Origin of the sequence: Lentibacillus songyuanensis, from assembly GCF_039548255.1 — a bacterium.
Lineage (GTDB): Bacteria > Bacillota > Bacilli > Bacillales > Amphibacillaceae > Lentibacillus_C > Lentibacillus_C songyuanensis.
In genome coordinates this window covers 1-22485 of record NZ_JBCLVH010000037.1, presented here as the reverse complement: position 1 = coordinate 22485, position 22485 = coordinate 1, and the positions used below count along the sequence as shown (strand labels likewise).

General features: G+C 40.2%; 24 protein-coding genes and 2 riboswitches. Of the genes, 12 read left to right on the top strand and 12 right to left on the bottom strand.

Translation table 11 applies throughout. The annotated features are described in order from the left end of the window. Window positions 1–79: 79 nt before the first annotated feature. From WMZ97_RS21020 to comGA, 8 genes are all read right to left on the bottom strand, one after another. Window positions 80–778 carry a helix-turn-helix transcriptional regulator gene (locus WMZ97_RS21020; protein ID WP_343274054.1) on the bottom strand — a complete coding sequence of 233 codons (699 nt, stop codon included), beginning with the start codon at window positions 776–778 and terminating at the stop codon, window positions 80–82. 131 nt (window positions 779–909) lie between these two features. Next, a complete protein-coding gene (locus WMZ97_RS21015; protein WP_343274053.1) occupies window positions 910–1296 on the bottom strand; it encodes a hypothetical protein in 387 nt (128 codons plus the stop codon). Beyond that, complete coding sequence (locus WMZ97_RS21010; protein WP_343274052.1) at window positions 1268–1720, bottom strand: ComGF family competence protein; 453 nt, start codon at window positions 1718–1720, stop codon at window positions 1268–1270. Before WMZ97_RS21010 ends, WMZ97_RS21015 begins: the two co-directional genes overlap by 29 nt. Then, complete coding sequence (comGE, locus tag WMZ97_RS21005) at window positions 1668–2015, bottom strand: competence type IV pilus minor pilin ComGE (RefSeq protein WP_343274051.1); 348 nt, start codon at window positions 2013–2015, stop codon at window positions 1668–1670. The genes WMZ97_RS21010 and comGE overlap by 53 nt, the downstream gene beginning before the upstream one ends. Beyond that, entirely contained in the window at window positions 2002–2433 is a 432-nt protein-coding gene (comGD, locus tag WMZ97_RS21000) for a competence type IV pilus minor pilin ComGD (protein WP_343274050.1), read from the bottom strand. The genes comGE and comGD overlap by 14 nt, the downstream gene beginning before the upstream one ends. Window positions 2434–2440: 7 nt before the next feature. Continuing rightward, window positions 2441–2740, bottom strand: coding sequence for a competence type IV pilus major pilin ComGC (comGC, locus tag WMZ97_RS20995; protein WP_343274049.1), 300 nt, complete (start codon window positions 2738–2740; stop codon window positions 2441–2443). A 13-nt stretch (window positions 2741–2753) separates the two neighbouring features. Next, window positions 2754–3809, bottom strand: coding sequence for a competence type IV pilus assembly protein ComGB (comGB, locus tag WMZ97_RS20990; protein WP_343274048.1), 1056 nt, complete (start codon window positions 3807–3809; stop codon window positions 2754–2756). Further along, window positions 3766–4779, bottom strand: a complete 1014-nt coding sequence (comGA, locus tag WMZ97_RS20985) for a competence type IV pilus ATPase ComGA (RefSeq protein WP_343274047.1) — start codon at window positions 4777–4779, stop codon at window positions 3766–3768. Before comGA ends, comGB begins: the two co-directional genes overlap by 44 nt. A gap of 162 nt (window positions 4780–4941) precedes the next feature. On the opposite strand from comGA, the gene WMZ97_RS20980 reads away from it, so the two are divergent. Continuing rightward, complete coding sequence (locus tag WMZ97_RS20980) at window positions 4942–5118, top strand: YqzE family protein (RefSeq protein WP_343274046.1); 177 nt, start codon at window positions 4942–4944, stop codon at window positions 5116–5118. Window positions 5119–5276: 158 nt separating this feature from the next. Here WMZ97_RS20980 and WMZ97_RS20975 read toward each other — a convergent pair whose 3' ends face one another. Both WMZ97_RS20975 and WMZ97_RS20970 read right to left on the bottom strand, forming a co-directional pair. Beyond that, window positions 5277–6068 carry a YqhG family protein gene (locus WMZ97_RS20975; protein WP_343274045.1) on the bottom strand — a complete coding sequence of 264 codons (792 nt, stop codon included), beginning with the start codon at window positions 6066–6068 and terminating at the stop codon, window positions 5277–5279. Next, window positions 6058–7713: a DEAD/DEAH box helicase gene (locus WMZ97_RS20970; protein WP_343274044.1), complete on the bottom strand. Its 1656-nt coding sequence runs from the start codon at window positions 7711–7713 to the stop codon at window positions 6058–6060. Before WMZ97_RS20970 ends, WMZ97_RS20975 begins: the two co-directional genes overlap by 11 nt. Before the next feature lie 433 nt (window positions 7714–8146). Further along, a riboswitch (glycine riboswitch) is annotated at window positions 8147–8245 on the top strand. 3 nt (window positions 8246–8248) lie between these two features. Then, window positions 8249–8353: riboswitch (glycine riboswitch) on the top strand. 131 nt (window positions 8354–8484) lie between these two features. Here WMZ97_RS20970 and gcvT point away from each other — a divergent pair. The 5 genes from gcvT (at window position 8485) to WMZ97_RS22025 (ending at window position 13691) form a co-directional block, all read left to right on the top strand. Further along, window positions 8485–9591 carry a glycine cleavage system aminomethyltransferase GcvT gene (gene gcvT / locus WMZ97_RS20965; protein WP_343274043.1) on the top strand — a complete coding sequence of 369 codons (1107 nt, stop codon included), beginning with the start codon at window positions 8485–8487 and terminating at the stop codon, window positions 9589–9591. Window positions 9592–9604: 13 nt separating this feature from the next. Then, on the top strand, window positions 9605–10957 hold the full coding sequence (gene gcvPA / locus WMZ97_RS20960; RefSeq protein ID WP_343274042.1) for an aminomethyl-transferring glycine dehydrogenase subunit GcvPA: 1353 nt from the start codon (window positions 9605–9607) through the stop codon (window positions 10955–10957). Then, on the top strand, window positions 10947–12413 hold the full coding sequence (gene gcvPB / locus WMZ97_RS20955) for an aminomethyl-transferring glycine dehydrogenase subunit GcvPB (RefSeq protein WP_343274041.1): 1467 nt from the start codon (window positions 10947–10949) through the stop codon (window positions 12411–12413). Before gcvPA ends, gcvPB begins: the two co-directional genes overlap by 11 nt. Window positions 12414–12654: 241 nt before the next feature. Further along, window positions 12655–13224, top strand: coding sequence for a GNAT family N-acetyltransferase (locus WMZ97_RS20950; protein ID WP_343274040.1), 570 nt, complete (start codon window positions 12655–12657; stop codon window positions 13222–13224). An 80-nt stretch (window positions 13225–13304) separates the two neighbouring features. After that, window positions 13305–13691, top strand: coding sequence for a GNAT family N-acetyltransferase (locus WMZ97_RS22025; protein WP_405027733.1), 387 nt, complete (start codon window positions 13305–13307; stop codon window positions 13689–13691). Window positions 13692–13814: 123 nt separating this feature from the next. On the opposite strand, the gene WMZ97_RS20945 is transcribed toward WMZ97_RS22025, so the two are convergent. Beyond that, window positions 13815–14180, bottom strand: a complete 366-nt coding sequence (locus WMZ97_RS20945) for a rhodanese-like domain-containing protein (protein ID WP_343274039.1) — start codon at window positions 14178–14180, stop codon at window positions 13815–13817. Window positions 14181–14611: 431 nt separating this feature from the next. On the opposite strand from WMZ97_RS20945, the gene WMZ97_RS20940 reads away from it, so the two are divergent. The 3 genes from WMZ97_RS20940 to WMZ97_RS20930 all read left to right on the top strand — a co-directional run bounded on the left by WMZ97_RS20940 (window position 14612) and on the right by WMZ97_RS20930 (window position 18813). Continuing rightward, window positions 14612–17173, top strand: a complete 2562-nt coding sequence (locus WMZ97_RS20940; protein WP_343274038.1) for a vitamin B12-dependent ribonucleotide reductase — start codon at window positions 14612–14614, stop codon at window positions 17171–17173. A 152-nt stretch (window positions 17174–17325) separates the two neighbouring features. Continuing rightward, complete coding sequence (gene mntR, locus WMZ97_RS20935; RefSeq protein WP_343274037.1) at window positions 17326–17742, top strand: transcriptional regulator MntR; 417 nt, start codon at window positions 17326–17328, stop codon at window positions 17740–17742. A gap of 180 nt (window positions 17743–17922) precedes the next feature. After that, window positions 17923–18813: a patatin-like phospholipase family protein gene (locus WMZ97_RS20930; protein ID WP_343274036.1), complete on the top strand. Its 891-nt coding sequence runs from the start codon at window positions 17923–17925 to the stop codon at window positions 18811–18813. A gap of 182 nt (window positions 18814–18995) precedes the next feature. Here the strand turns inward: WMZ97_RS20930 and WMZ97_RS20925 are convergent, their stop codons facing one another. Next, window positions 18996–19361: an SA1362 family protein gene (locus WMZ97_RS20925; protein WP_343274035.1), complete on the bottom strand. Its 366-nt coding sequence runs from the start codon at window positions 19359–19361 to the stop codon at window positions 18996–18998. Window positions 19362–19654: 293 nt separating this feature from the next. Here WMZ97_RS20925 and WMZ97_RS20920 point away from each other — a divergent pair, with 293 nt between their 5' ends. The 3 genes from WMZ97_RS20920 (at window position 19655) to efp (ending at window position 22017) form a co-directional block, all read left to right on the top strand. Beyond that, a complete protein-coding gene (locus WMZ97_RS20920) occupies window positions 19655–20164 on the top strand; it encodes a YqhR family membrane protein (protein WP_343274034.1) in 510 nt (169 codons plus the stop codon). A gap of 207 nt (window positions 20165–20371) precedes the next feature. Further along, window positions 20372–21433 (top strand): M24 family metallopeptidase, encoded by a 1062-nt coding sequence (locus WMZ97_RS20915; protein ID WP_343274033.1) that lies wholly within the window; start codon window positions 20372–20374, stop codon window positions 21431–21433. A 26-nt stretch (window positions 21434–21459) separates the two neighbouring features. Continuing rightward, entirely contained in the window at window positions 21460–22017 is a 558-nt protein-coding gene (gene efp, locus WMZ97_RS20910) for an elongation factor P (RefSeq protein WP_343274032.1), read from the top strand. Window positions 22018–22485 lie beyond the last annotated feature (468 nt).

Below are 22485 nucleotides of genomic sequence, written 5' to 3'. Positions count from 1 at the left end.
ACATTTTATGATAGAGTGCCTTTTCTTTTTTGGCTAGAATATCGCTCAAATACCCTCGAGAAATATTTTACACTTACTGCTAAACAATCGAAAGTTTTGCTACGTACATACAATTTTCGCAGCCTTGAAACATATTTTCCGTTTCGGTTAAGTCGATATTGGTAAATAGCGCTTCGAACATTCCCTTCAAAAAGGCATGGTGCATCGTACAAATTATCGTGTGATTATTTAGTGCTACCTCTTTAAATGGACAATTGTTAATTCGAAAAGAAATACTGTTGGTCTGTTCATCGAACTGAAAATCCGGATACATGCCCAGCATGGTGCCAGCATCTTCTAAAATGGTTATTTTTTGTTGTATTGTCAAGCTTTCTGTCGATGGAATGGATTGATAATGCTTCATTATCTTTGCCCCATATTTTTTCCCGGTTTGATAAAGTGCTTTTTTTCCGGTCTCCCCAAGTTCGACAAATGACTCCATCGCAATGGTGGATAACAGTTTATAGTCGCGATGGGGGAAATTTAATTCCACCACTTCATCAGAAAGCATGTATTGACGGCTTGGCCTGCCACCTTTACCAGTTTTCCTGGAATGCGAAACAATTAACTGTACATCTTCGAGCTTGGATAAATGTAGTCGCGCAACATTTGGATGAATGTCAAAAGTATGGGCAATTTCCGCAACATTTACTTCTTGATGGTTCTGGATCATGTGTTGGTAAATATTAAAACGGGTTGGGTCACTTAATACATTGGTCACTCGTAATGTTTTTTCCACCTGTATCCACCTCACTAATAGGATTATCTCTATTATAATCGATTAGAAAGGCGAATAGGGAAAAAGGTCCTATTTGTTGAAAAATATCCACATGTTCCGATTACTATCTAGTGTAACAAATGGCTTAGAATTTATTCGCCCTTTTTTTCTCGCTCGTCCACGGAGATCAACATGGTATTACTGTAATTTTTCTCTTCGGTTTCGACCTGGAACAACAGATGATATTCATTAGCCCCCATTTGCAAATAGGTTATGTTCACTTTTCCTGGTGGAAACCGATAAGATACACTCCCGGTGGTTGCTGTATGCTTGTCTATTTCCTGCTTAAATTGTTCACGTCCCATTTGGATAAGCGTTTCAATGTTTAACTGGTCTTGATGATGCTGGCTTATTCGGATGTCATTCTGGTAGGTAGAAACCATAGCACTTATCACTAGTAAAATAATGGTCATAATGAAAAGCACATAGGGAAGAATAAAGCCTTGTTGATTATGGGTAAAATACAATTGTTTTTTCATATGTTTCTCCTTGTAATGAGGTAATGGTAACTTGAACACCGTAGGAAAGCTTTTCAAATGAAACCGTTTGTACATCACGCAAATAGATTTCATGTCCTTTTTTTCCTACCTGACGCCTAACTAGATCCTTATATTGTTCAATGGTTACGATTGTATTATCCTCATTGATAAGCCGTATTTGGGTTGCTGATGGAACAGTGTATTCTTTTGCCCGTAATACATCATCACGTAAAAAGTAAAAAAATTGCTGAACAGCTATTTCCTGATTATGGGATGGATAATCAACAGATTTTAGAAAGTATGAAGCAAAGGGAAGGATCATGAATAAAATGGTAACTGTAACAAGCAATGTTAGAAAGGTAAAGCCGGATTCATTTTGTTGAGTAACCATATAAACAGATGGTTTCCGATTTCTCTTTGACATTTGTCCATTTGACACATCCTTTGATTAAATGATCGTTCGTTTTGATGAATTGATAAAATAGTGTCGTGGAATGATCGGTTTTAGCAAAGGAAAAAGGGGGGAGGCGATCCTGCCCCTCCCAAAGATACATTTGTAGTTCATCATATAATTGATTGCTAAAACGCAGACGTTCGCTTAAATGTTCTTCTTCTTTATTGATGGTACTGATGAGCGGTAAGAGTGTTGTAGCAATCATAACGACAGTACTAAAAGCCACCAGCACTTCAATCAGGGTAAATCCTTTATTGTTTTTCAATATAGTAACGCCCCTTGCCTAATGGAAAAGTTATATTGTAACGAGCGGATGAAGTGACAACACTGATGACGCCTGGTTGTTTTACCGTACCTCGATCATTAAAGGCAATGTTCTTTTCGATCGTTCGTTCTTCTATTTGCCAATCAGCAGGATAGGTTCGTTCACGTAATATGTCCCCGTCAACAAATTGGATCGTATAACGGTGATTAGCTTGATCAAAAGTCAGATCCACTTGTTTTGTGTTTGCATAAGCCATACTTTGCAAAAATAAAATGTCGGATTGAAACGTCTGAAAAAATTGGTTTTCTTCTTGGTGATCTAACAATGAGAATTGGATGGGGACGACAAGCAGCAATAGAATGGACCAAATACCGAGGACGAAAACAATTTCTAGAAGGGTAAATCCGTTTTTCTTCATTTTATACCTACTTGGCAACCTTTCCATCGTTAATAACAATCGGGTCACCATTTGGGCATGAGGTTTGCTCATCGGTAATATACTTTCCGGAAACTAAATCGGCGGTGTCAGTTGCATTTTTTTTCTTATCGACGTAATAGGCGTCTGCTTGGGATTGAACGACGGCTTTTAATGCGTCACACCCTTTTTCATTGACATCCTTACTTTTGCTTGCCAAATTTGGCACAATGAGGATAATTAATACAGAAATAATCATTAATACAATTAGCATTTCGATTAATGTGAACCCTTTTTGGTTTTTGAACATGATACATATCTCCTTAGATAGTTTTGATTAGCTGAAACATCGGCCACATGAGTGACATGTAAATAAAGACAATAAGTCCTGCCAATACAAGAAAAAATATTGGCTGGATGTACGTTAGGTTCTTCATGATTTTTCGGTGTAATTCGTCGGTAAGAAATTCCGCATATATGGATAAGTCCTTTTCCAAGGCCGAGGAATCAGCATTTTTCTGAAAGATCAACGGGATTTGTTTATCCAGCATGCGAAACTGTGATAACAGACTGGATAGGTGTTTGCCTTGATTTAATTCTTGCATCATCAGGTTGGCATAATAAGCTAAAATGGGTATTTTCCCTTGTTTGGACATTGTTGTTAATATTTCTTTAATGGAAATACCTGTTTTTAAGAGTGAACTAAAGTGTGTGGCAAATAAAAAGGATACATGGATTTGCTTATAGTGTCGATAAAACGGGATCGCGTTATAAAGTTTGATTTGTTTATCAATAGGGATTTTTCGCTTATTGAACTGCCACAGAAACGCTATGATAATTGCTAAAATAAGCAGCCAAATGAACAGGGCACTTCCCATATCAATGAGCGTAACGGAAATCGTTAATATAGAGGATGCTGCCCCGGAGCCTTGGAATAGATCCTGAAAAGAAGGAAGAACAGAGTGCTTAATGAAATAAAGGACAACAGAAAAGACAATCAACAGTATCGCAGGGTATCTGGCTACTTGCTGGAATTTTCTTGTATACTGGAGTCGCTGTTCATACATGATCAGACATTTATCGATGCTTGCCTGAATATCACCATTTGCCCGGACAAAGTACAGGTACGAGGTAACGATGGAGTTAAATTGGGATTGTTCAAATGCTTGATCAAGTCTGCTTCCATTTTTCAAACAGGCGGTAATGGTCGCAGCAGGAAGCTTTAAGGCGGCATCCCACTGAATAATTTCAAGGGCATCAATGAGCGTATATCCGTTTTTCAGTAATCGGGACAATCGATTAAGAAATAACAGCTGCAGCTCTTTCTTTAGTGTTTTATGCCTGATTTTCGCGAAATACTTTTTCAGATACAAAGCCATATGCGTATGCCTTCTTTCGTAAATGATAAAAGGATTGGAAATTATCCATCGAGTGGATATCGAAGCCATTTAAGGTTTGTTCCAGCAAGTTGTCATCGAGCAATTCCAAAATGGCAGCCCGCCTGGTGAGTTTGCTTTGAACATCAAGTGGCAATAATTCTAGTGCTGCGACAGCTATTAGTGATTGTTGTAAATCAGCAACGCTCAACCCTAATTCCAATAAACGATGAATCGTACCTGCTGCATTTTTTGCATGCAATGTGCTTAAGACCAGATGGCCGGTCAAAGAGGCCTCAAACGCAAATTTGGCTGTTTCCTGATCGCGGATTTCTCCCACCATAATAATATCCGGATCATGTCTCAACGCTGCCTTTAATCCAGCTTGATAGGTGATTCCTGCTTTTTCATTTACCTGAACTTGTAAAATATTCGTGATGTCTTTTTCCACAGGGTCTTCTAATGTAATGGTTTGGTAGGAATCCTTTTGCAGAATGGTTTGCAGTAAGGTATATAAGGTTGTTGTTTTGCCACTTCCTGTTGGCCCGGTAAATAGCACAATTCCCGCTCGATGTGCTATCCATTGTTTTAATCGTTTTAACTGATTTGGAAATAAAAAGAGTTGTTCGAGTGTCAGGTTTTCTTCTTGAGGGAGAATGCGGATTGCCAGGCTTTCCATATGATTGACTGGCAGGGTGGATAAACGCAGGGAGTAACGCGTGTTTATTTCCAGGTTTATCGTTCCATCTTGTGGTTTTCTAATTTCACCAATGTCCATTCCTGACGTGAATTTAAAATAGGTAAGCAACTGCTGATAATGGGAAGCAAGAACCGATTGTTTGAAAATACGCCTGCCTTGAACACGAAAATAAATGTCTGTGTGATCGAAAAATGGGTAGAAATGAATATCCGAGGCACGCGTTTCAATAGCTGACTGAAGAAGTCTGGTTGCGAGTGATTTTGCGGGGTTCAATGATCTATCACCTCCATTTTTATTTGGTTATAAGTACCTATTCGACATACATCGTCAAATTCCTTCTTTTTTTTATAAAAAGTATAATCTTTTTTGCGAAATGAAAATGACTGGAGTATAGCAGCTCTGATCAGAGGGAATGTTAATAATAGAGGTGATTACATGTCTGGTAATGACTATATAAAGTACGTTACAGAAAAAGTGGTTGCATATATGAACGCACCATCAGAGCATCGTCATACACAAAAAGAAAAAAATAATAAGGAAGAAAACGTCTATTCTAATCGATGGTTTGGGGTATTGCCGTTCATGGTTAAATCAATGATCAAAAAAGGATAAAGCAGGTTCCTGTTAGCATGAAATTCATAATCCAAACAATAGCAGGGAAATTTACAATACATTCCCAAGCTAAATACAACAAAAGCATCCTTCATCAGAGGATAGGGCGGATAAGAAAGAAACAGCATGTGAATTCAAGAGATTTCACATGCTGTTTCTTAATTAACTGTGCCTTCTTGCAAATAAAAGATCCCGCCATTTATTACATTGTACGAAATGGTTGGTTGATACCGATTGTTCATTTCCTGTAATTCCTTTTCCATTTGGACTGCTTGTTCCTCGCCGGTAACGTCTTGATAAAAATGTTTCAGCATAGCACTTTCTTCTTCCAAAGTTTTTAATGATGCAGCAGCCCAGTCATTTGACTGTTGTTTGATATGATCACTAATGACCGATTCAATCCTTCGTGCACCACTTTTCATTTTTATTAATGGTGAAATGGTAAAACAATAATCCGAAACCGTCATTTGTAAGGGTAGCTCGTTTAGACGGTCCATCATGTTAAATCTCATCATGCCATTAACTAGCTGCAGGCCGATGGATAGGAGTTCATCCTTTTTTTGTTTCCCGATGTAACTAATCTTGACATTCATCACCAGCCAAGGGTAAAGGGCTGTTTTTGTCGTGGTTTCGATTTGTTGAAACAGTTTTGTATATTTTTCATTGGTGCGCAGGTGGTTAAAAATTTGATGCAGCCTTGGACTGCCATAATGAATCCATTCCCCTTTTTCCTCTTGCCGTTCGGGGTTGGTAATTAAGGTTAGCTGCATTGGATCTCCTTGGTTTCCCATCTTTTTGATATAGTGCCAATAGAACGGTCGATTCATTAATACTTTGTCCATTTCTTCCGTTAACTGGATGGTTAATACCCCATCTGCATTATGCAGAAGCTGGCAATCATGTGCGGTGAAATAACGGACGAGAAATTGGTTTAGGTTTTCAATTGCCATATTGCTGTTCCTCGCTAACTGGATTATCGTGTTGGTATTGAATGACCGAAGAGAGATTATTCAATTTGATTTTTGCCTCTCCAGTTGAAGTGGATTCGGAAAAAATGGATTGAATTTCAGCTTCCAGGTCGGAAATGCTTAAATCGGAAAGGATCGCATCTAAATTGCCAATCACCGACTCGAACAAATTAATCTTTTCATATAATAAGGTCATAATATGATCTTCCACCGTGTTACGGATGGCAAAATTATAAATGTGCACATCCTTCTCCTGACCATATCGATGGATCCGACCGATGCGTTGTTCCAGGCGCATCGGGTTCCATGGCAAATCATAATTAATCATATAGTTACAAAACTGCAGGTTAATTCCTTCACCGCCGGCCTCCGTGGCAATAAGTACTTGCGCATGATTTTGGAAGAGCTGGCGCATCCAGTCCTTTTTACTGCGTTTAAACCCGCCACGAAAGGGTACGGAGGTGATGTTATTTTGCTGTAAATACCATTGCAAATAAAGTTGCGTTGCGCGGTACTCCGTAAAAATAATCACCTTTTCATCTGGGTTTCGCTTAATGAGTTCCACAACCTTTGCCGCTTTGGCATGATGGGGAAGTTGTTCGATGCGCTCGGCAAGGTGTTGAAATACGTCATTAGTATGCGAATTGGTACCCATTTTTTGCAAGGAAAGATAACAAGCTTCCCTCGAAGAACAGATTTCCCGAAGCAACGTAATTTTAGTAAATGCTGCCGTAAAAGGAACTTGATCCAACTCTTGGTAAAACTGTTGTTCCTCTTCAGAGAATTCAACCCAGATTGTTTCAATATGCCGCTTGGTATTGTTGAGGTCCGTTTCGTGTCTCGTATTGCGGACCATCACTTTTTGAATCAATTGTTTTAAATAGGTATCCTGGTTAATTTGCTTTTTGTCCTTTCCGTATTGCTCCAGAAATGATTCATAATTCCCCAAATGACCGGGTTTTAAGATGGACACTAAATTAAAAATTTCTACAAGTTTGTTCTGCACTGGGGTAGCCGTTAATAGTAAACAATATTTTTTCTTTAAGGAGCGGACAAATTCATAGTTTTTTGTTTTGTGGTTTTTTAATTTATGTGCTTCATCAATGAGAATAAAATCGTAGTCAATATTTACGATTTCTTCACGATGTGGTGATCGTTTTGCCGTATCAATCGACGATATTAAAATATCACATTGCTCCCAGGAGTAATTTTTTCGATGACCAATTGCTGGTATATAGAACTTACTATTTAATTCTTTCTCCCATTGATTGACCAGGGAGGCCGGAACAAGGATTAGTGCTTTTTTAACTAATCCACGAATCATATATTCTTTTAAAATGAGTCCTGCCTCAATGGTTTTCCCTAGACCGACTTCATCAGCAAGAATAGCCCGGCCATTCATTTCCTCGACCACTTGCTCAGCGCAGGCAATTTGATGCGATAAAAACTCAACGTGTGGCAAGTACCGAAGCGAACGTAACCCATTAAATGAGTCTGTCATGGTTGTTGTTTCTGCTTCATAAGCCATTTGGAATAACTTCCAATGCGCAAAACCGGTCTCTTTATCCAGACAGGATTGCAGGTTATCGATGAATGTCGTATCTTTTTGCAGTTGAATGTTATCCATTATAAACAACTTCCTTTTTTCAAAATGAATGCGTATTTTTAAAAATATAAAAGTTCTCTTACTGTTAGCAGCTTTTTTATGATATACTAAAGCCAAATTGAGATTTCCGCCTGAGGTGACGATTTTTCATCGATGTTGGCCAATCCACCACGGATCCCATTCTGTGTTGGCTAAAATATCGTACAATCTAGTATAACCAATTACATCCATTTTCATAAAGTGAAACTTCATTCAGTGGGGGTTCCGACACACTCAGACGTGCTAGTGTAGGCGAAGGATAAGGACGTGACGGTTTTAGCCTGTCGTTTCTCCCCCACTGAATGTTAGTTAAACAGAATCGGACCTTTATGGGCAGTTGCCCCCCACATATCTTCTTAGTTCCACCTCAAACCAGTGGGGGGTCTTACTGCCTGTTAAAGGCGGGATAAAGCGAATGATTACAAGGGGAGAGATTGCGTAGAACGAAATCGACGCAACGCCGAAGGAGCAAACGTGATGTGAATCTCTCAGGCAAAAAGACTCTTGTAGGACGCAACTCTGGAGAGTGTTTACACTTTTTGTAGACCACCAACGAAGCAAGCATCTTAATAGTGATCAGACTATTGCAAAGGATGCGCAACTTTCAGGTTGATGGACAGAGATTTCCTAATGACGGGGAAATCTCTATTTTTATGCAAAAATAATTTTTAACATTGCGAACGACTGATCATGTCAAATACTACAATTGACGGAACAAGCAGGAATTCGCATGTTCAAAAAGGAGTGGATGATGTGACTGAATTGAAAAAAACTCCACTGTTCCCGGAGTATGAAAAACATGGAGCTAAAACCATTGATTTTGGCGGTTGGGATTTACCGGTACAATTTTCAAGTATTAAGCACGAACATGAAACAACAAGAACCAAGGCAGGACTTTTTGATGTATCCCACATGGGCGAGATTGTCATCAAGGGGGAACAGAGTCTGGCTTTTCTGCAAAAAATGATGACGAATGATATGGCAAAACTGGTGCCAGGCCGTGCGCAGTATACGATCATGTGCTATGAAAATGGGGGAACAGTTGATGACCTAATCGTCTATATGATGGAAGAAAATCATTATTTGCTGGTTGTCAACGCTGCTAACACCGCTAAAGATTATCAGTGGCTTGTCCAACATAATTCGGAAGGTGTTTCGATTACCAATGCTTCTGATCAATATGTCCAGCTGGCATTGCAAGGGCCCTTGGCTGAAGAAATTCTTCAATCGGTAACTGAAACAGATGTATCATCCATTAAATTTTTCCGGTTTGCCAACCCGGTTTACTTTACTGGTATCGAAACAGGTGCGATTGTTTCCAGAACAGGGTATACCGGTGAAGATGGATTTGAAATTTACATTGATGCAGCGAGCGGGCGTGCATTGTGGCAGTTAATCATGAAGGCTGGTGAAAGTCAAGGATTGGAACCGATTGGACTTGGGGCTCGCGATACACTCCGATTTGAAGCAAATTTGGCTTTATATGGGCAAGAACTTTCCGAAACGATTACACCTTTGGAGGCTGGTCTTTCGTTTGCGGTGAAATTAAATAAGGATGCGGATTTTATTGGAAAAGCTGCATTAGGTAAGCAAAAAGAGGAAGGTACAACAAGAAAACTTGTCGGGATTGAAATGATGGATAAAGGGATACCGAGGCATGGTTATCAGGTGCTGATTGACGATAAAGAAATTGGCTTTGTAACATCAGGAACACAATCCCCAACATTACAGAAAAATGTAGGTTTGGCATTATTACAAGCAGCTTATACAGAAGTGGGGACAAACGTGCAGGTACAGGTTCGAAAACGAAAATTAAATGCCGTGGTTGTTGCGACGCCATTTTATAAACGGTCGAAATAAGGAGGGTCTATCAATGGAATTTCGTTATTTACCAATGACAGAAACAGATAAGCAGGCAATGTTGAAGACAATTGGTGTAGAGCACTCGGATGATTTATTTTCCGATATTCCAGAAAACGTTCGATTCAAAGGAGAACTGAAGCTAAAAAAGCCGGCAAATGAAGCGCAACTGAAGAAAGAGTTGACTAATCTGGCAAGTCAAAATGCTCATTTGCTGGACCACTGTTCCTTTCTTGGTGCAGGCGTTTACGATCATTTTATTCCCTCGGTGGTTGATCATGTGATTTCCCGTTCGGAATTTTATACGGCATACACACCATACCAGCCGGAGATTTCGCAAGGGGAGCTGCAGGCAATATTTGAGTTTCAAACGATGATTTCGGAGTTAACCGGCATGCCGATCGCTAATTCATCGATGTATGACGGCGGAACCGCATTAGCGGAAGCAGTTAATTTGAGCGCAGCGCAGACAAAAAAGAAAAAGATTCTTGTCTCCAAAGCGGTACATCCGGAGTCTAGGGAAGTAATTGCGTCATATGCAAAAGGCCCTAATCTTGAAATTGTGGAAATTGAACAACATAACGGAAAGACCGATTTAAAACAATTAGCTGCCGAACTGGATGAGGATACAGCAAGTGTTGTCATGCAATACCCTAACTTTTTCGGCCAAATCGAAGCCTTAGATGAGATCGAGGCATTGATTCGTGAACAGAAGAAAACGATGTTCATTGTTTCCAGTAATCCGCTGGCTTTAGGGTATTTAACGCCTCCAGGTGAATTTGGGGCGGATATTGTTGTTGGTGACACGCAAGTATTTGGAATTCCAGCCCAATTTGGCGGCCCGCATTGCGGTTATTTTGCCACAACGAATAAATTAATGCGGAAGGTTCCAGGACGGTTAGTGGGGCAAACGACGGATGAAAATGGTCAGCGTGGATTTGTGTTGACATTACAGGCCCGTGAGCAGCACATTCGACGTGACAAAGCAACCTCAAATATCTGCTCCAACCAGGCGTTAAATGCACTGGCAAGTTCGGTAGCGATGAGCTCAATCGGCAAACAGGGCATCAAAAAAATGGCGATGTTGAATATGCATAAAGCACGGTACATGAAAGAACAACTCGAAAAGGCTGATTTTGAGGTCATAACAGATGGTCCGTTTTTCAATGAGTTTGTGATCAAAGTGCCTGGATCTGTTACCGATTATAACCAACAGCTGTTGGCAAAAGGATTTATTGGCGGCTATGATCTGGAACATACATATCCTGACTTAGCCGGACACATGCTGCTCGCCGTAACAGAGATTCGGACAAAAGAAGAAATCGACACATTCGTCAACGAATTGGGGGATATCAATGAACGCTAAAGACTTTCCTTTACTATTTGAACGCAGCAAACCTGGCAGAACTGGTTTCAGCCTGCCCGAATTAGACGTTCCGGAATATGATTTGCAAGCGGAACTGGAGGACACGTTTATTCGTGAGGCTCCACCAGAGTTGCCAGAGGTAAGTGAATTAGAAATTATGCGGCATTATACGGGACTATCCCGACGTAATTACGGGGTGGATTCCGGCTTTTATCCATTAGGCTCCTGTACGATGAAATATAACCCGAAAATTAACGAAGATATCGCGCGGCTACCCGGTTTTAGTCATATTCATCCATATCAGGATCCCGCCAGCGTTCAAGGTGCCTTAGCCATGATGTATGATTTGCAAACGTCATTAGCGGAAATCACCGGGATGCATGACGTTTCCCTGCAGCCAGCAGCAGGAGCGCAGGGGGAATGGACCGGGCTGATGATGATTCGCGCCTTTCATGAGGCGAATGGGGATATGAAACGAACCAAAGTAATTGTTCCGGATTCGGCTCATGGTACGAACCCTGCTTCAGCTTCGGTTGCCGGATTTGACGCAGTGACGGTAGCATCAAACGAAAACGGCTTAGTTGATTTGGACGATTTAAAACGGGTGGTTGGTGATGACACAGCTGCACTGATGCTGACAAATCCGAATACCCTTGGGCTGTTTGAGGTAGAAATTATGGAAATGGCAAAGATCGTTCACGATGCCGGCGGAAAATTGTACTATGATGGGGCTAATTTAAATGCCATTATGGGGTACACCCGCCCGGGAGACATGGGCTTTGATGTTGTGCATTTGAATTTGCATAAAACCTTTACAGGACCACATGGCGGTGGTGGCCCGGGATCAGGACCTGTTGGTGTTACGGACGAATTGGCTGCTTTCTTGCCAAAACCATTAATCGTGAAAAAAGATGATAGCTATACGTTTGATCATGATCGTCCACAATCGATTGGTCGTGTAAAACCGTATTACGGCAATTTTGGAATTAATCTGCGGGCCTATACGTATATTCGCACAATGGGTGCCGAAGGGCTTAAAAAGGTAAGTGAATACGCGGTACTAAATGCCAATTATATGATGCGGCGTTTAGCAGACGAATATCAGCTGCCATACCCACAACATTGTAAGCATGAATTTGTGCTTTCTGGGAAGAAACAGAAAAAATTAGGCGTACGAACACTTGATATTGCGAAGCGCCTGCTTGACTTTGGGTATCATCCGCCAACAATTTATTTTCCGTTGAATGTGGAAGAAGCGATGATGGTGGAACCAACGGAAACCGAATCAAAAGAAACGCTGGACGGTTTTATCGATGCAATGCTTGCTATCGCAACGGAAGCAAAAGAGGATCCGGAGGTCGTTCAGGAAGCACCACATACGACCATCGTGAAGCGGATGGATGAAACAACCGCCGCGAGAAAACCGATTCTAAGGTATGAAGAAGAGAATTCATAATTGGAATTCATAGACCTGCCTGTTGAAGCATAATAGATGCTGTTATGAAGGAGAAAACACTAAAGAGGGATGCAACACGTAGCTGAATTTGCATCCCTTATTTCGTTTGGGTTTAATGGGCATACCAGTCCATTCACGAATTATGTTCATTTGTTATGTTGATTGATCATTATGGATAAAAGATAGTTTAATTTCCTTCTATTACTTAAAGTCGTCTTTGAATTCAAAAGAGGTGAAAAACATGCAACGTACAGAACAATATGAACCAATTAAATTTCTCGAGAGCAAAAGGGTTTACTTAAGACCAATAGAGAATGAAGACTTGGATTTTTTCTATGCCAAAGCTCTTTGGGATAAAGAAGGAAGGAGATTAACAGGCACCCAGACCATATTTAGTCGTTCGGGGGTTCAAAAGTGGTTTGAAAACATATCTACGGACAGCAGCAGGATGGACCTCCTTATATGTTTGCAGGAAAATAACCAACCTATTGGGGATATAGCTATGTTGGATATCGACCATCAAAATCGAAATTCTCTTGTTCGGATTTCAATATTCGATCATGGATTCTGGGGGAATGGATATGGTACCGAAGCGATGGCTTTGCTTTTAGAATACGGATTTGAAGTATTAAATTTACATAGGATCGGATTAGATGTCTACTCATTTAATAAAAGAGGGATTAAATCCTATGAAAAACTTGGTTTTAAACAGGAAGGAATAATCAGGGATGAGCTTTTTTATGATGGAGAATATCATGACTTAATTATAATGGGGGTTTTGAAGAATGAGTTTCACCTGGTTGATAATTGAGGATATGGTTTTTCCGGCAATGATAAAAATGGAAGTCGCTTGTACGGTGCTGACAGAGGGAATATCGTCCAGCAGGGCAGATAAAGGATCTTAACAAAGCCAGGGGATCATTAGATAGTTGGAGAAACGGCTGGCTCACTTATGGGTATGGTTATTGGACAGTTGTTCTATCGTCTCAATCAGAAGTTATTGGAATTGGTGGGATCCGTAGAGGTCGATGGAAAGAGCAAGAAGTACTGAATCTTTATTACAGGTTCTCACCAAGTTATTGGGGAAATGGTTATGCTACTGAATTGGGCCGAATTGCTGTTCAAATGGCAAATGATTATATACCTGACTTATCAGTTGTTGCCCGTGTGAGACCTTCTAACAAACCATCGTTCCGGGTAGCTGAAAGGATTGGGCTTCAGCATTGTCATGAACTTGATTCTGATAAACATATGGCTTTTGTTTCAAATAAAAAGTAACATGCAAAAAGCTCAGTTTTAATGCTGAGCTTTTTTGCTTACTATTTATACTGTTAGGATGTGTGCAAGTGTGCTTTCTATATGTTTGCATAATCTTCCCGTTAATCAAAGCACAAGGATTTTTTATTTTATTTTGCCGGTCCACTTTTTAAAGCCGCCTTTAAGCTGATTTAGATCCTGATAGCCTTTTTTGCGGAGAAGTTCCGCTGCACGAGTCGAGCGTGACCCACTAGCACAATAAAGGTAGACAGGCTTGTCCTTGCGTAATTCAACCAGCCGTTGTTTCATTTGGGTTAGTGGTATATTTCTGGCGCCAAGAATATGCCCTTTTTTAAATTCCTGTGGTTCCCGGACATCGATTAATTGGGCTTTCCGATAACCTTCGCGAAATTGTTCTTCGGTCAATGTTTTTAGATAGGCGCGCTGCCGAAAATAGCGGAATAGCGTAAAGCCTATAATTACAACAAGTAAAATAATAAGAATCGTCATGTTTTGTCCCCCGTTTTTTCTAATCTTCCACTTTCTATTATATGGTTGTTGGATGATTTTTTCAAAGAGTTTTGTGTCAATGCATGTTAAAAGAAAGACTTTATACCTGTTTTTATTTTTGTTATTGGTTGTATGATGTATTTTGTGGGATTTTCCATGAACCGTTATTTGAGACGAAGAGTGATAAATCCTTTCCATTGCTAAATGCAAATGGTGAAAAAAATGGTTTTAGTTAAGTTACTCGTTATTTGCTTGTTTTATCGCAAAAATACACCGGAAATTACATTTTTTCGTTTTTGACAAAATCCGATTTTTTTGCTTTTAATACAATATATAGTGTTTTTATAAAAAACGAGCACAATATCTTGTTTAATTTCATTTATTTGTGGTAAAGTGAATCTAGTAACTAATTAGAGAAAAGGAGTGAGGAAATGTCGACGGCTGTCGAGGAACGAAACCAAATTAACATAAAAAATCTAAATCAGGACATTGCATTATTCCCGCAAGTTCATCCGATTACAGCAGACATGAAACGAACACATAAAGGAGTATCAAGGCTTGTCATGCTGGACCGTTATGCCTTTAAGGACACCCAAAAGAAAACATTAAAGGCAGGGGACTTTGTCGTGTTGACGGTAAAGGCCGATCCGAAATTCCCGGCACGCGGACTGGGTTTTGTCAAAGAAATCGACTGGGTTCATAAACAGGCTGATATTCAGGTGGACCCGGAATTTGTTCATGTACTAGATCAGGAAGAGGAACGCGAAACAGGTGTTGTAAAACGAACGCTTGATGTGATTGATAAGCCGCTGGAAATTTATTATGAGCAAATTGCCAGACGAAATGCGACCGGACTTGCACAAGTAGAGTTAACAGAAGAAAAACGCCGTGAGTCATTTGCCAAGTTTAACCGGGAATTATCGAATTTAAACTTTATCCCGGCTGGACGAGTTCTCTATGGTGCTGGGTCAGAAACCGATGTAACGTTCTTTAACTGCTATGTGATGCCATACATTCAAGATTCACGGGAAGGGATTTCTGACCACCGGAAACAAGTCATGGAAATCATGAGCAGAGGTGGCGGTGTTGGCACCAATGGATCAACACTACGTCCTCGTAATACATTGGCCAAAGGGGTTAACGGAAAATCGTCTGGCTCCGTATCATGGCTGGATGATATTGCAAAATTGACACATTTGGTTGAGCAAGGTGGGTCAAGACGCGGAGCGCAAATGATTATGCTTGTCGATTCGCATCCGGATATTATTGAATTTATTATTTCCAAGATGCAGAATCCAAGAATTTTACGATACTTAATTGAAAATACTGAGGATGATCAAATCAAGCAGCTGGCACAGGAAAAATTAAAGTTTACCCCGTTAACTGGAACAGAGGTAGACTTGTATCAGGGAATTGTTAATTATAAAACAATGCCAGGATTGGGCGGTTTTTCCAAGTCATCGATTAAAGAAGCAGAAAACAAGTTACGTGACGGTGGATCATATTCCGTCCATAATCCGGAATTTTTGACTGGCGCAAATATTTCTGTATGTTTGACGAAGGACTTTATGACCGCGGTTGAAAACGATAGCTGGTATGAGTTACGTTTTCCGGATGTGGAAAATTACACAAAACAGCAAATGGAAGACTATAACAACCATTGGCATGAGGTTGGCGATGTCCGTAAATGGGAAGAAATGGGCTATGGTGTCCGGGTTTATCGCCGGGTGAAAGCCAAGGAATTATGGAATTTGATTAATATTTGTGCAACCTATTCAGCCGAGCCGGGTATTTTCTTCATTGATAATGCTAATGACATGACGAATGCCAAGGCATATGGTGATCAGGTTGTGGCAACGAATCCGTGCGGGGAACAACCCCTTGCGCCATATTCAGTCTGTAATTTAGCAGCGGTGAACCTTGCTGAATTTGCCAATAAAGACACCAAAACAGTGAACTTTGAGAAATTAAAGCAAACCGTTCAAACTGGAGTGCGCATGCAGGATAATGTGATTGATGCAACGCCATATTTCTTAGAGGAAAATCGAAAACAAGCTTTAGGTGAACGTCGTGTTGGCTTAGGTGTTATGGGGCTTCATGATCTATTGATTTACTGTGAAACCGAATATGGTTCGGCGGAAGGAAACGAATTGGTTGATCAAATATTCGAAACGATCGCAACTACAGCTTATCGTGCGTCCATTGAGTTAGCAAAGGAAAAGGGAAGCTTCCCGTTCCTGGTTGGTAAAACGGATGAAGAAACACACGAGCTTAGAAATGCGTTTATTAATACGGGATATATGAAACAAATGCCTGACGATATTAGACAGGATATTTTAACATATGGCATTCGCAACTCCCATTTGTTAACTGTTGCTCCCACTGGAAGCACTGGGACCATGGTTGGCGTAAGTACTGGGTTAGAACCATATTTTTCCTTTTCTTACTTCAGGAGTGGACGACTTGGTAAATTTATTGAGGTTAAAGCTGATATTGTCCAGGAATATTTGAATCGCAATCCAGAACAGGATCCGGAACAATTGCCATCATGGTTTATTTCAGCCATGGAGTTGGCACCGGAAGCACATGCCGATACCCAATGTGTCATCCAGCGCTGGGTAGATAGCTCCATTTCCAAAACGGTTAATGCTCCAAAAGGGTACACCGTTGATCAGGTAGAAAGTGTTTATCAACGATTGTATCGAGGTGGTGCAAAAGGTGGAACGGTTTATGTGGACGGCAGCCGTGATACCCAAGTATTAACGTTAAAGGCTGAGGAAAATTCCTTTGACGAAACAACGGAAGCGGAACAACCACAAGAAAAACCGCGTGTTGTCCTAATGGATACCATTCAAGAATTGGAAAAAACGAATGTAACAATCGGTTCAGAAGTGGGGGATACATGTCCGGTATGTCGTGAGGGCAGTGTAGAAGACATCGGCGGCTGTAACACATGTACAAGCTGTGGTGCCCAATTGAAATGTGGACTGTAAGGATTTCTTACGGAAGAGCTGATCACTCATGGTGGTTAGCTCTTCCCTTTTTAATAGATATAACTTGTCTATCAGTTGTTTATCATGTATCCTTGTACTAGAAACAATGTTGCCTTCCCTAAAAAATTATTCTTTGAAGTGAGGAGATCTTAATGCCAACTCCAAGTATGGAGGATTACATAGAACAAATCTACAATTTAATCGAATCAAAAGGATATGCACGCGTCTCGGACATCGCGGAAGCATTACAGGTTCACCCCTCTTCTGTTACAAAAATGGTGCAGAAGCTTGATAAGGATGAATATTTAAATTATGAAAAATACCGCGGGTTTATATTAACTGCGAAAGGCAAAAAAATTGGGGAGCGCTTGGTTTTCCGCCATGAATTACTTGAACAATTTTTGGGAATAATTGGTGTAGAAGATGAAAACATTTATGAAGATGTAGAAGGAATTGAACACCACTTAAGTTGGAATTCCATTGACCGCATTGGTGATGTCGTGCAATATTTTAAAGCGGATAAAGACAGGATTGCCAAACTGCGTGAAAACCATATTGAAACAAATTGATCATACATTCGAATCCATCCCATTTTCGGGTGGGTTTTTTGTTTGCCAATATAGCCGAGTATAAATTTGATGTTCTATTTTTCAATGTTCTGCTTAAAGATGTATAAAGTGAAACTTCATTTCCGTGGGGGTTTTCTGCTTGTTAAAAAACGGAATAAACCCTTGAGAAGGAGCGAATCGATGAAAATTGATGGCGTGTTCTCTGGTGGTGGTGTGAAGGCGTATGCGTTTTTAGGCGCGTTAAAAAGCGTGGAGGAATATGGGCACAAATTTGTCCGGGTAGCAGGCACGTCAGCTGGAGCCATTGTCGCGGCATTTATCGCAGCAGACTATCGATGGAAGGAACTGGAGCAGTTACTAGCAGAACTTGATTTGAAGAAACTGCTTGATAAGCCTGCATTCAGCAAATATATTCCATTTAGCGAGTGGTTGTTTTTTTATTTTCAAATGGGGCTTTATAAAGGGGACAAATTGGAGAACTGGTTGTATGAATGTCTGGCCAAACAAAACATTTACACCTTTAGCGATGTAAAGGAAGGGCATTTAAAAGTTGTTGCGAGTGATTTGTCACTTGGCAAGATGGTTGTTATCCCGGATGATCTTGAACGAATTTACGGCATCAATCCGAACTATTTTTCGGTAGCTAAAGCAGTAAGGATGAGTGCCGGCTTTCCGTATTTTTTTATGCCAAAGAAAATCCCCGGAAAAACAAAACATAAAAGTGTGATGGTAGATGGAGGGTTGCTGAGTAATTTTCCGTTGTGGATTTTTGATAATGGCGATACCACGCCAAAACGTCCGGTACTAGGGATGAAATTGAGTGCAAATATGCAGGATTATGAGCCGCGGGAAATCAAAAATTCATTTGATATGCTGTCTGCTCTTTTTTCAACGATGAAACAGGCACACGATGCAAGGTATATTTCCAAGTCACAAAAAAACAACATTATTTTTATTCCTGTTGAAGATGTGGAAACCGTCAATTTTTCTATTCCGGAAGAAACGAAAACACGTTTAATGCTATCGGGCAGAACGAGTGCCAATCAATTTCTGTCTAACTGGCCCCAATAAAGTGAAACTTCATTCAGTTGGGGTTTTCGATGAAATCAGACGTTCTAGTGCAGGTGTCTGAGTTGCCACGCCTTTGTAAGAGTTGATCTCAGCTTATCTTTTTTTGATTCATCTTAAAATCTTGCAATAGGAGTCTTGCTGTCCATTAAGAGCGGTATAAAATTAAAAAACCCGAGCATCTATTAAAAAGAAGCTCGGTTTTTTCGTTTTTGCTTATTCCCGTCAATAACCCGCAGATGAGATGCCCGTTTTGCAGCCTTTTTCTTCATATGCACAGGCTGTGATGCTTTCTGCTGGGGCTTTGTATTTGACTTATATTTCGCTTTCGATTGTTTAACCGCTTGTTTGTATTTTTTCATATCGTTGGAAGGGGCCCTTTTTCTGAGAAAAACGAAATAGATTACCGCGAATACCGCTATACCGAACCCAAGCATGGTAAAAATACGGCTAAAAAAGTGTGCTGTATTGGTAAATAACTGGGAAAACAGACCAATAGCAGCGAGACCAATGATCACATAAACGAACACGGAAAACTTATTGCGAATCATAACTAGTGACCTCCTTTCTGATCATCGGGATATAACATAAATATCCACTACTACTTGTATACCACTAGAAGCTGGTTTTATATCATCTTTTTTAACTATTATCTTAAATTCTTTCCTGTTTCCATGAAAATATTCAATTATATACAGTTTTTCGTTGATTGATTACAAACAACTTGGAAGACATTCCCTCATTTCATTTTACTAAAAATAATCATGTTTCACTAGTCCTTAAACGAAAACTTACCAGACTTATTTTTCGACAATTGGTGATAATAAGGTGTGGAGGTGTTATAATGGCAGACACAAAACAAAAAGCTGATGGGTCAAAGCATGTGAAACCTACAAACATTTTATCGAGGTCGCTATTTACCGGTTTTATTGGCGGACTAATTTGGAGTATATGTGGTGTGATATTTTATTATTTTAATTTCTCCGAGGTCGCCCCACGAACTTTTGAACTCAGATCCTGGTTGCGAACGGAGTGGACGGACAGCTGGCTTGGTGACGTTATTTCTATTTTTGGTGCTGGGGTGTTGTCTGTGGTAACGGCATTCATTTATTATGGTGTGTTCAAAAAAATCAAATCATGGTGGTTTGGAGCAATCTTTGGAGTTGTTCTTTGGGTGATTATTTTTTATGTGTTACATCCGATTTTTGGAAATGTACCATCCCTTGGCCAGATGAGTAATCATACGATTGTTTCAACTATCTGTTTGTTTGTTCTTTATGGTACCTTTATTGGTTACTCCATCTCGTATGATTACTATGATACGATCGTTAAAGGGCAAGCCGAAACCAAATAAAACGTTATTCAAACAAGTTTGTTTATGATAAACTATACAAGTGACAATTAGACAACAGGATATTTCCACAGGCAATTCTTCGTTTCCCCTTGATTGCTTATTATGGATAGTTGCAAGTGAATCTTATCTATAAATGAACGAAAGAAAAGGCTTTCGCTAATGTAAGTGTTAGCTTGTTGGAAACGAAAAACAGAAAGGAATGGGAACATGGAGAAATTAACGAAGCTACGCGAGGAATTGACAGAAAACAAATTGGATGCGCTTCTGATTACAAGTCCGATCAATCGACGGTATGTTACTGGATTTACCGGTACTGCGGGTTCGGCAATTGTGACGGAAGATGCAGCCATTTTCGTTACGGATTTTCGCTACATAGAACAAGCGACTGAGCAAGCGAAGGATTTTGAAATTGTCCAGCACCAGCAATCCATGATCGAAACACTGCATGAGCAATTGCAGAAACGGAATGTGAAACATGTTGGGTTTGAAAAGAATCATGTGGCATTTTCTGAATATGAACAATATCAAAAAACATTTGCGGCAGAGCTTGTTCCTGTCAGTGGATTAGTAGAAGATTTACGGCTAATCAAGACAGAAAGCGAACTTGCAATCATGAAGCAAGCGGCCAAAATAGTTGACGATGCGTTTGATCACATTCAAAATTATTTAAAACCTGGTGTCAAGGAAATTGATATTGCAAATGAACTGGAATTTTTCATGCGTCGGCAAGGAGCAACATCATCCAGTTTTGACACAATTGTTGCCTCGGGGTATCGTGGTGCACTGCCACATGGTGTCGCATCAACCAAAGAAATCCAACACGGAGAACTTGTAACCATGGATTACGGCGCGCTTTATCAGGGGTATTGTTCTGATACAACACGAACAGTTGCCATTGGTGAAATAAGTGACGAATTAAGAAAAATTTATGATACTGTCTTAATGGCTCAACTAAAAGGTGTAGAAGGTGTCAAACCGGGAATCACGGGTATAGAAGGAGATGCGATTGTCCGCGATTATATAACAGAACAAGGCTATGGGGATTACTTCGGCCATTCTACCGGTCATGGATTAGGCATGGAAGTACATGAAAGTCCGGCTTTATCCCATCGTTCACAAACCGTGTTGAAGCCTGGCATGGTTGTTACTGTTGAACCAGGTATTTATGTACCAAATGTTGGTGGCTGCCGGATTGAAGATGACCTGGTTGTCACCGAATCGGGTAATGAGCGGTTAACGCACGCGAATAAAGATCTCATTCAATTATAAGCATAACTTAGGGAGGTAATTTTCGATTGATTTCAGTAAACGATTTTAAAACGGGATTAACGATTGAAGTGGATAACGACATTTGGCAAGTGCTTGAATTTCAACACGTAAAGCCGGGAAAAGGAGCTGCATTTGTTCGCTCCAAGTTACGTAATTTGCGTAATGGCAACATCCAGGAGAAAACCTTCCGTGGCGGGGAAAAGGTAAACCGGGCACATATTGAAAATAGGAAAATGCAGTATTTGTATGCCTCTGGTGATACTCATGCATTTATGGATACCAATACGTATGAACAGATTGAATTGCAAACCAGTCAAATTGAAGAGCAGTTGAAATTTATGAAAGAAAATATGGAAGTTTCCGTGATTACGTATGAAGGAGAAATCCTTGGTGTAGAGCTACCAAATAATGTGGAGTTAACAGTTACGGAGACTGAACCAGGTATTAAAGGGGATACCGCAAGCGGTGGCTCCAAACCAGCAACAGTGGAAACCGGGCTCATTGTACAAGTTCCATTTTTCGTTAATACTGGAGATGTGCTTGTAATTAATACATCCGATGGGAAATACGTATCCCGAGCTTAATACGCTTTGCATGAGAGAGGCCTATTGGGTCTCTCTTTTTTGAAAATGAAAAGTATAACATGAGGTCTGCCGCAGTGTGTGTCACTGTGGTATTTTTTATGTTGAAAAGCGCAACAGTCGGTGGGCACTCGTGCAATTGGATTAAAAAGGATAAGCTGTTTTTACAGAATTCTGGACTTATCAGGTAATTTTGTTAACTAATGAGATTTATAATTCGTAGTTGATGAAAATTCGACGTCGTGAATATTAATTAATAACACTCGTTCTATTGGAAGAGGGATACTAATGCCTCCGTCCGGGTGAGGGGAGGGCGGAGTATTCTGACGGAGCGAATGTAAGCACCAATCTTCCATTAGAACGGGAGAAAGTACCCTCAATGAAATTATCACTGTGTCGCAGCATTCCTGTAGAACGTTAAATTTGGGGTTTGAAAATATTAGGGCCCCTCGATAAGATTATGGTAGACCA

What these genes read in the sequence shown, in the direction of transcription:
- WMZ97_RS20930 (WP_343274036.1), top strand. Translation starts at nt 17,923, where the DNA reads ATGAAAATTGATGGCGTGTTCTCTGGTGGTGGTGTGAAGGCGTATGCG.
- gcvPA (WP_343274042.1), top strand. Translation starts at nt 9,605, where the DNA reads ATGGAATTTCGTTATTTACCAATGACAGAAACAGATAAGCAGGCAATG.
- WMZ97_RS20945 (WP_343274039.1), bottom strand. Translation starts at nt 14,180, where the DNA reads ATGACGATTCTTATTATTTTACTTGTTGTAATTATAGGCTTTACGCTA.
- WMZ97_RS20925 (WP_343274035.1), bottom strand. Translation starts at nt 19,361, where the DNA reads ATGATTCGCAATAAGTTTTCCGTGTTCGTTTATGTGATCATTGGTCTC.
- comGC (WP_343274049.1), bottom strand. Translation starts at nt 2,740, where the DNA reads ATGTTCAAAAACCAAAAAGGGTTCACATTAATCGAAATGCTAATTGTA.
- WMZ97_RS20970 (WP_343274044.1), bottom strand. Translation starts at nt 7,713, where the DNA reads ATGGATAACATTCAACTGCAAAAAGATACGACATTCATCGATAACCTG.
- WMZ97_RS20980 (WP_343274046.1), top strand. Translation starts at nt 4,942, where the DNA reads ATGTCTGGTAATGACTATATAAAGTACGTTACAGAAAAAGTGGTTGCA.
- comGB (WP_343274048.1), bottom strand. Translation starts at nt 3,809, where the DNA reads ATGGCTTTGTATCTGAAAAAGTATTTCGCGAAAATCAGGCATAAAACA.
- comGD (WP_343274050.1), bottom strand. Translation starts at nt 2,433, where the DNA reads ATGAAGAAAAACGGATTTACCCTTCTAGAAATTGTTTTCGTCCTCGGT.
- WMZ97_RS20920 (WP_343274034.1), top strand. Translation starts at nt 19,655, where the DNA reads ATGGCAGACACAAAACAAAAAGCTGATGGGTCAAAGCATGTGAAACCT.
- gcvPB (WP_343274041.1), top strand. Translation starts at nt 10,947, where the DNA reads ATGAACGCTAAAGACTTTCCTTTACTATTTGAACGCAGCAAACCTGGC.
- WMZ97_RS20950 (WP_343274040.1), top strand. Translation starts at nt 12,655, where the DNA reads ATGCAACGTACAGAACAATATGAACCAATTAAATTTCTCGAGAGCAAA.
- mntR (WP_343274037.1), top strand. Translation starts at nt 17,326, where the DNA reads ATGCCAACTCCAAGTATGGAGGATTACATAGAACAAATCTACAATTTA.
- WMZ97_RS21010 (WP_343274052.1), bottom strand. Translation starts at nt 1,720, where the DNA reads ATGTCAAAGAGAAATCGGAAACCATCTGTTTATATGGTTACTCAACAA.
- WMZ97_RS20915 (WP_343274033.1), top strand. Translation starts at nt 20,372, where the DNA reads ATGGAGAAATTAACGAAGCTACGCGAGGAATTGACAGAAAACAAATTG.
- WMZ97_RS20940 (WP_343274038.1), top strand. Translation starts at nt 14,612, where the DNA reads ATGTCGACGGCTGTCGAGGAACGAAACCAAATTAACATAAAAAATCTA.
- WMZ97_RS20975 (WP_343274045.1), bottom strand. Translation starts at nt 6,068, where the DNA reads ATGGCAATTGAAAACCTAAACCAATTTCTCGTCCGTTATTTCACCGCA.
- WMZ97_RS21015 (WP_343274053.1), bottom strand. Translation starts at nt 1,296, where the DNA reads ATGAAAAAACAATTGTATTTTACCCATAATCAACAAGGCTTTATTCTT.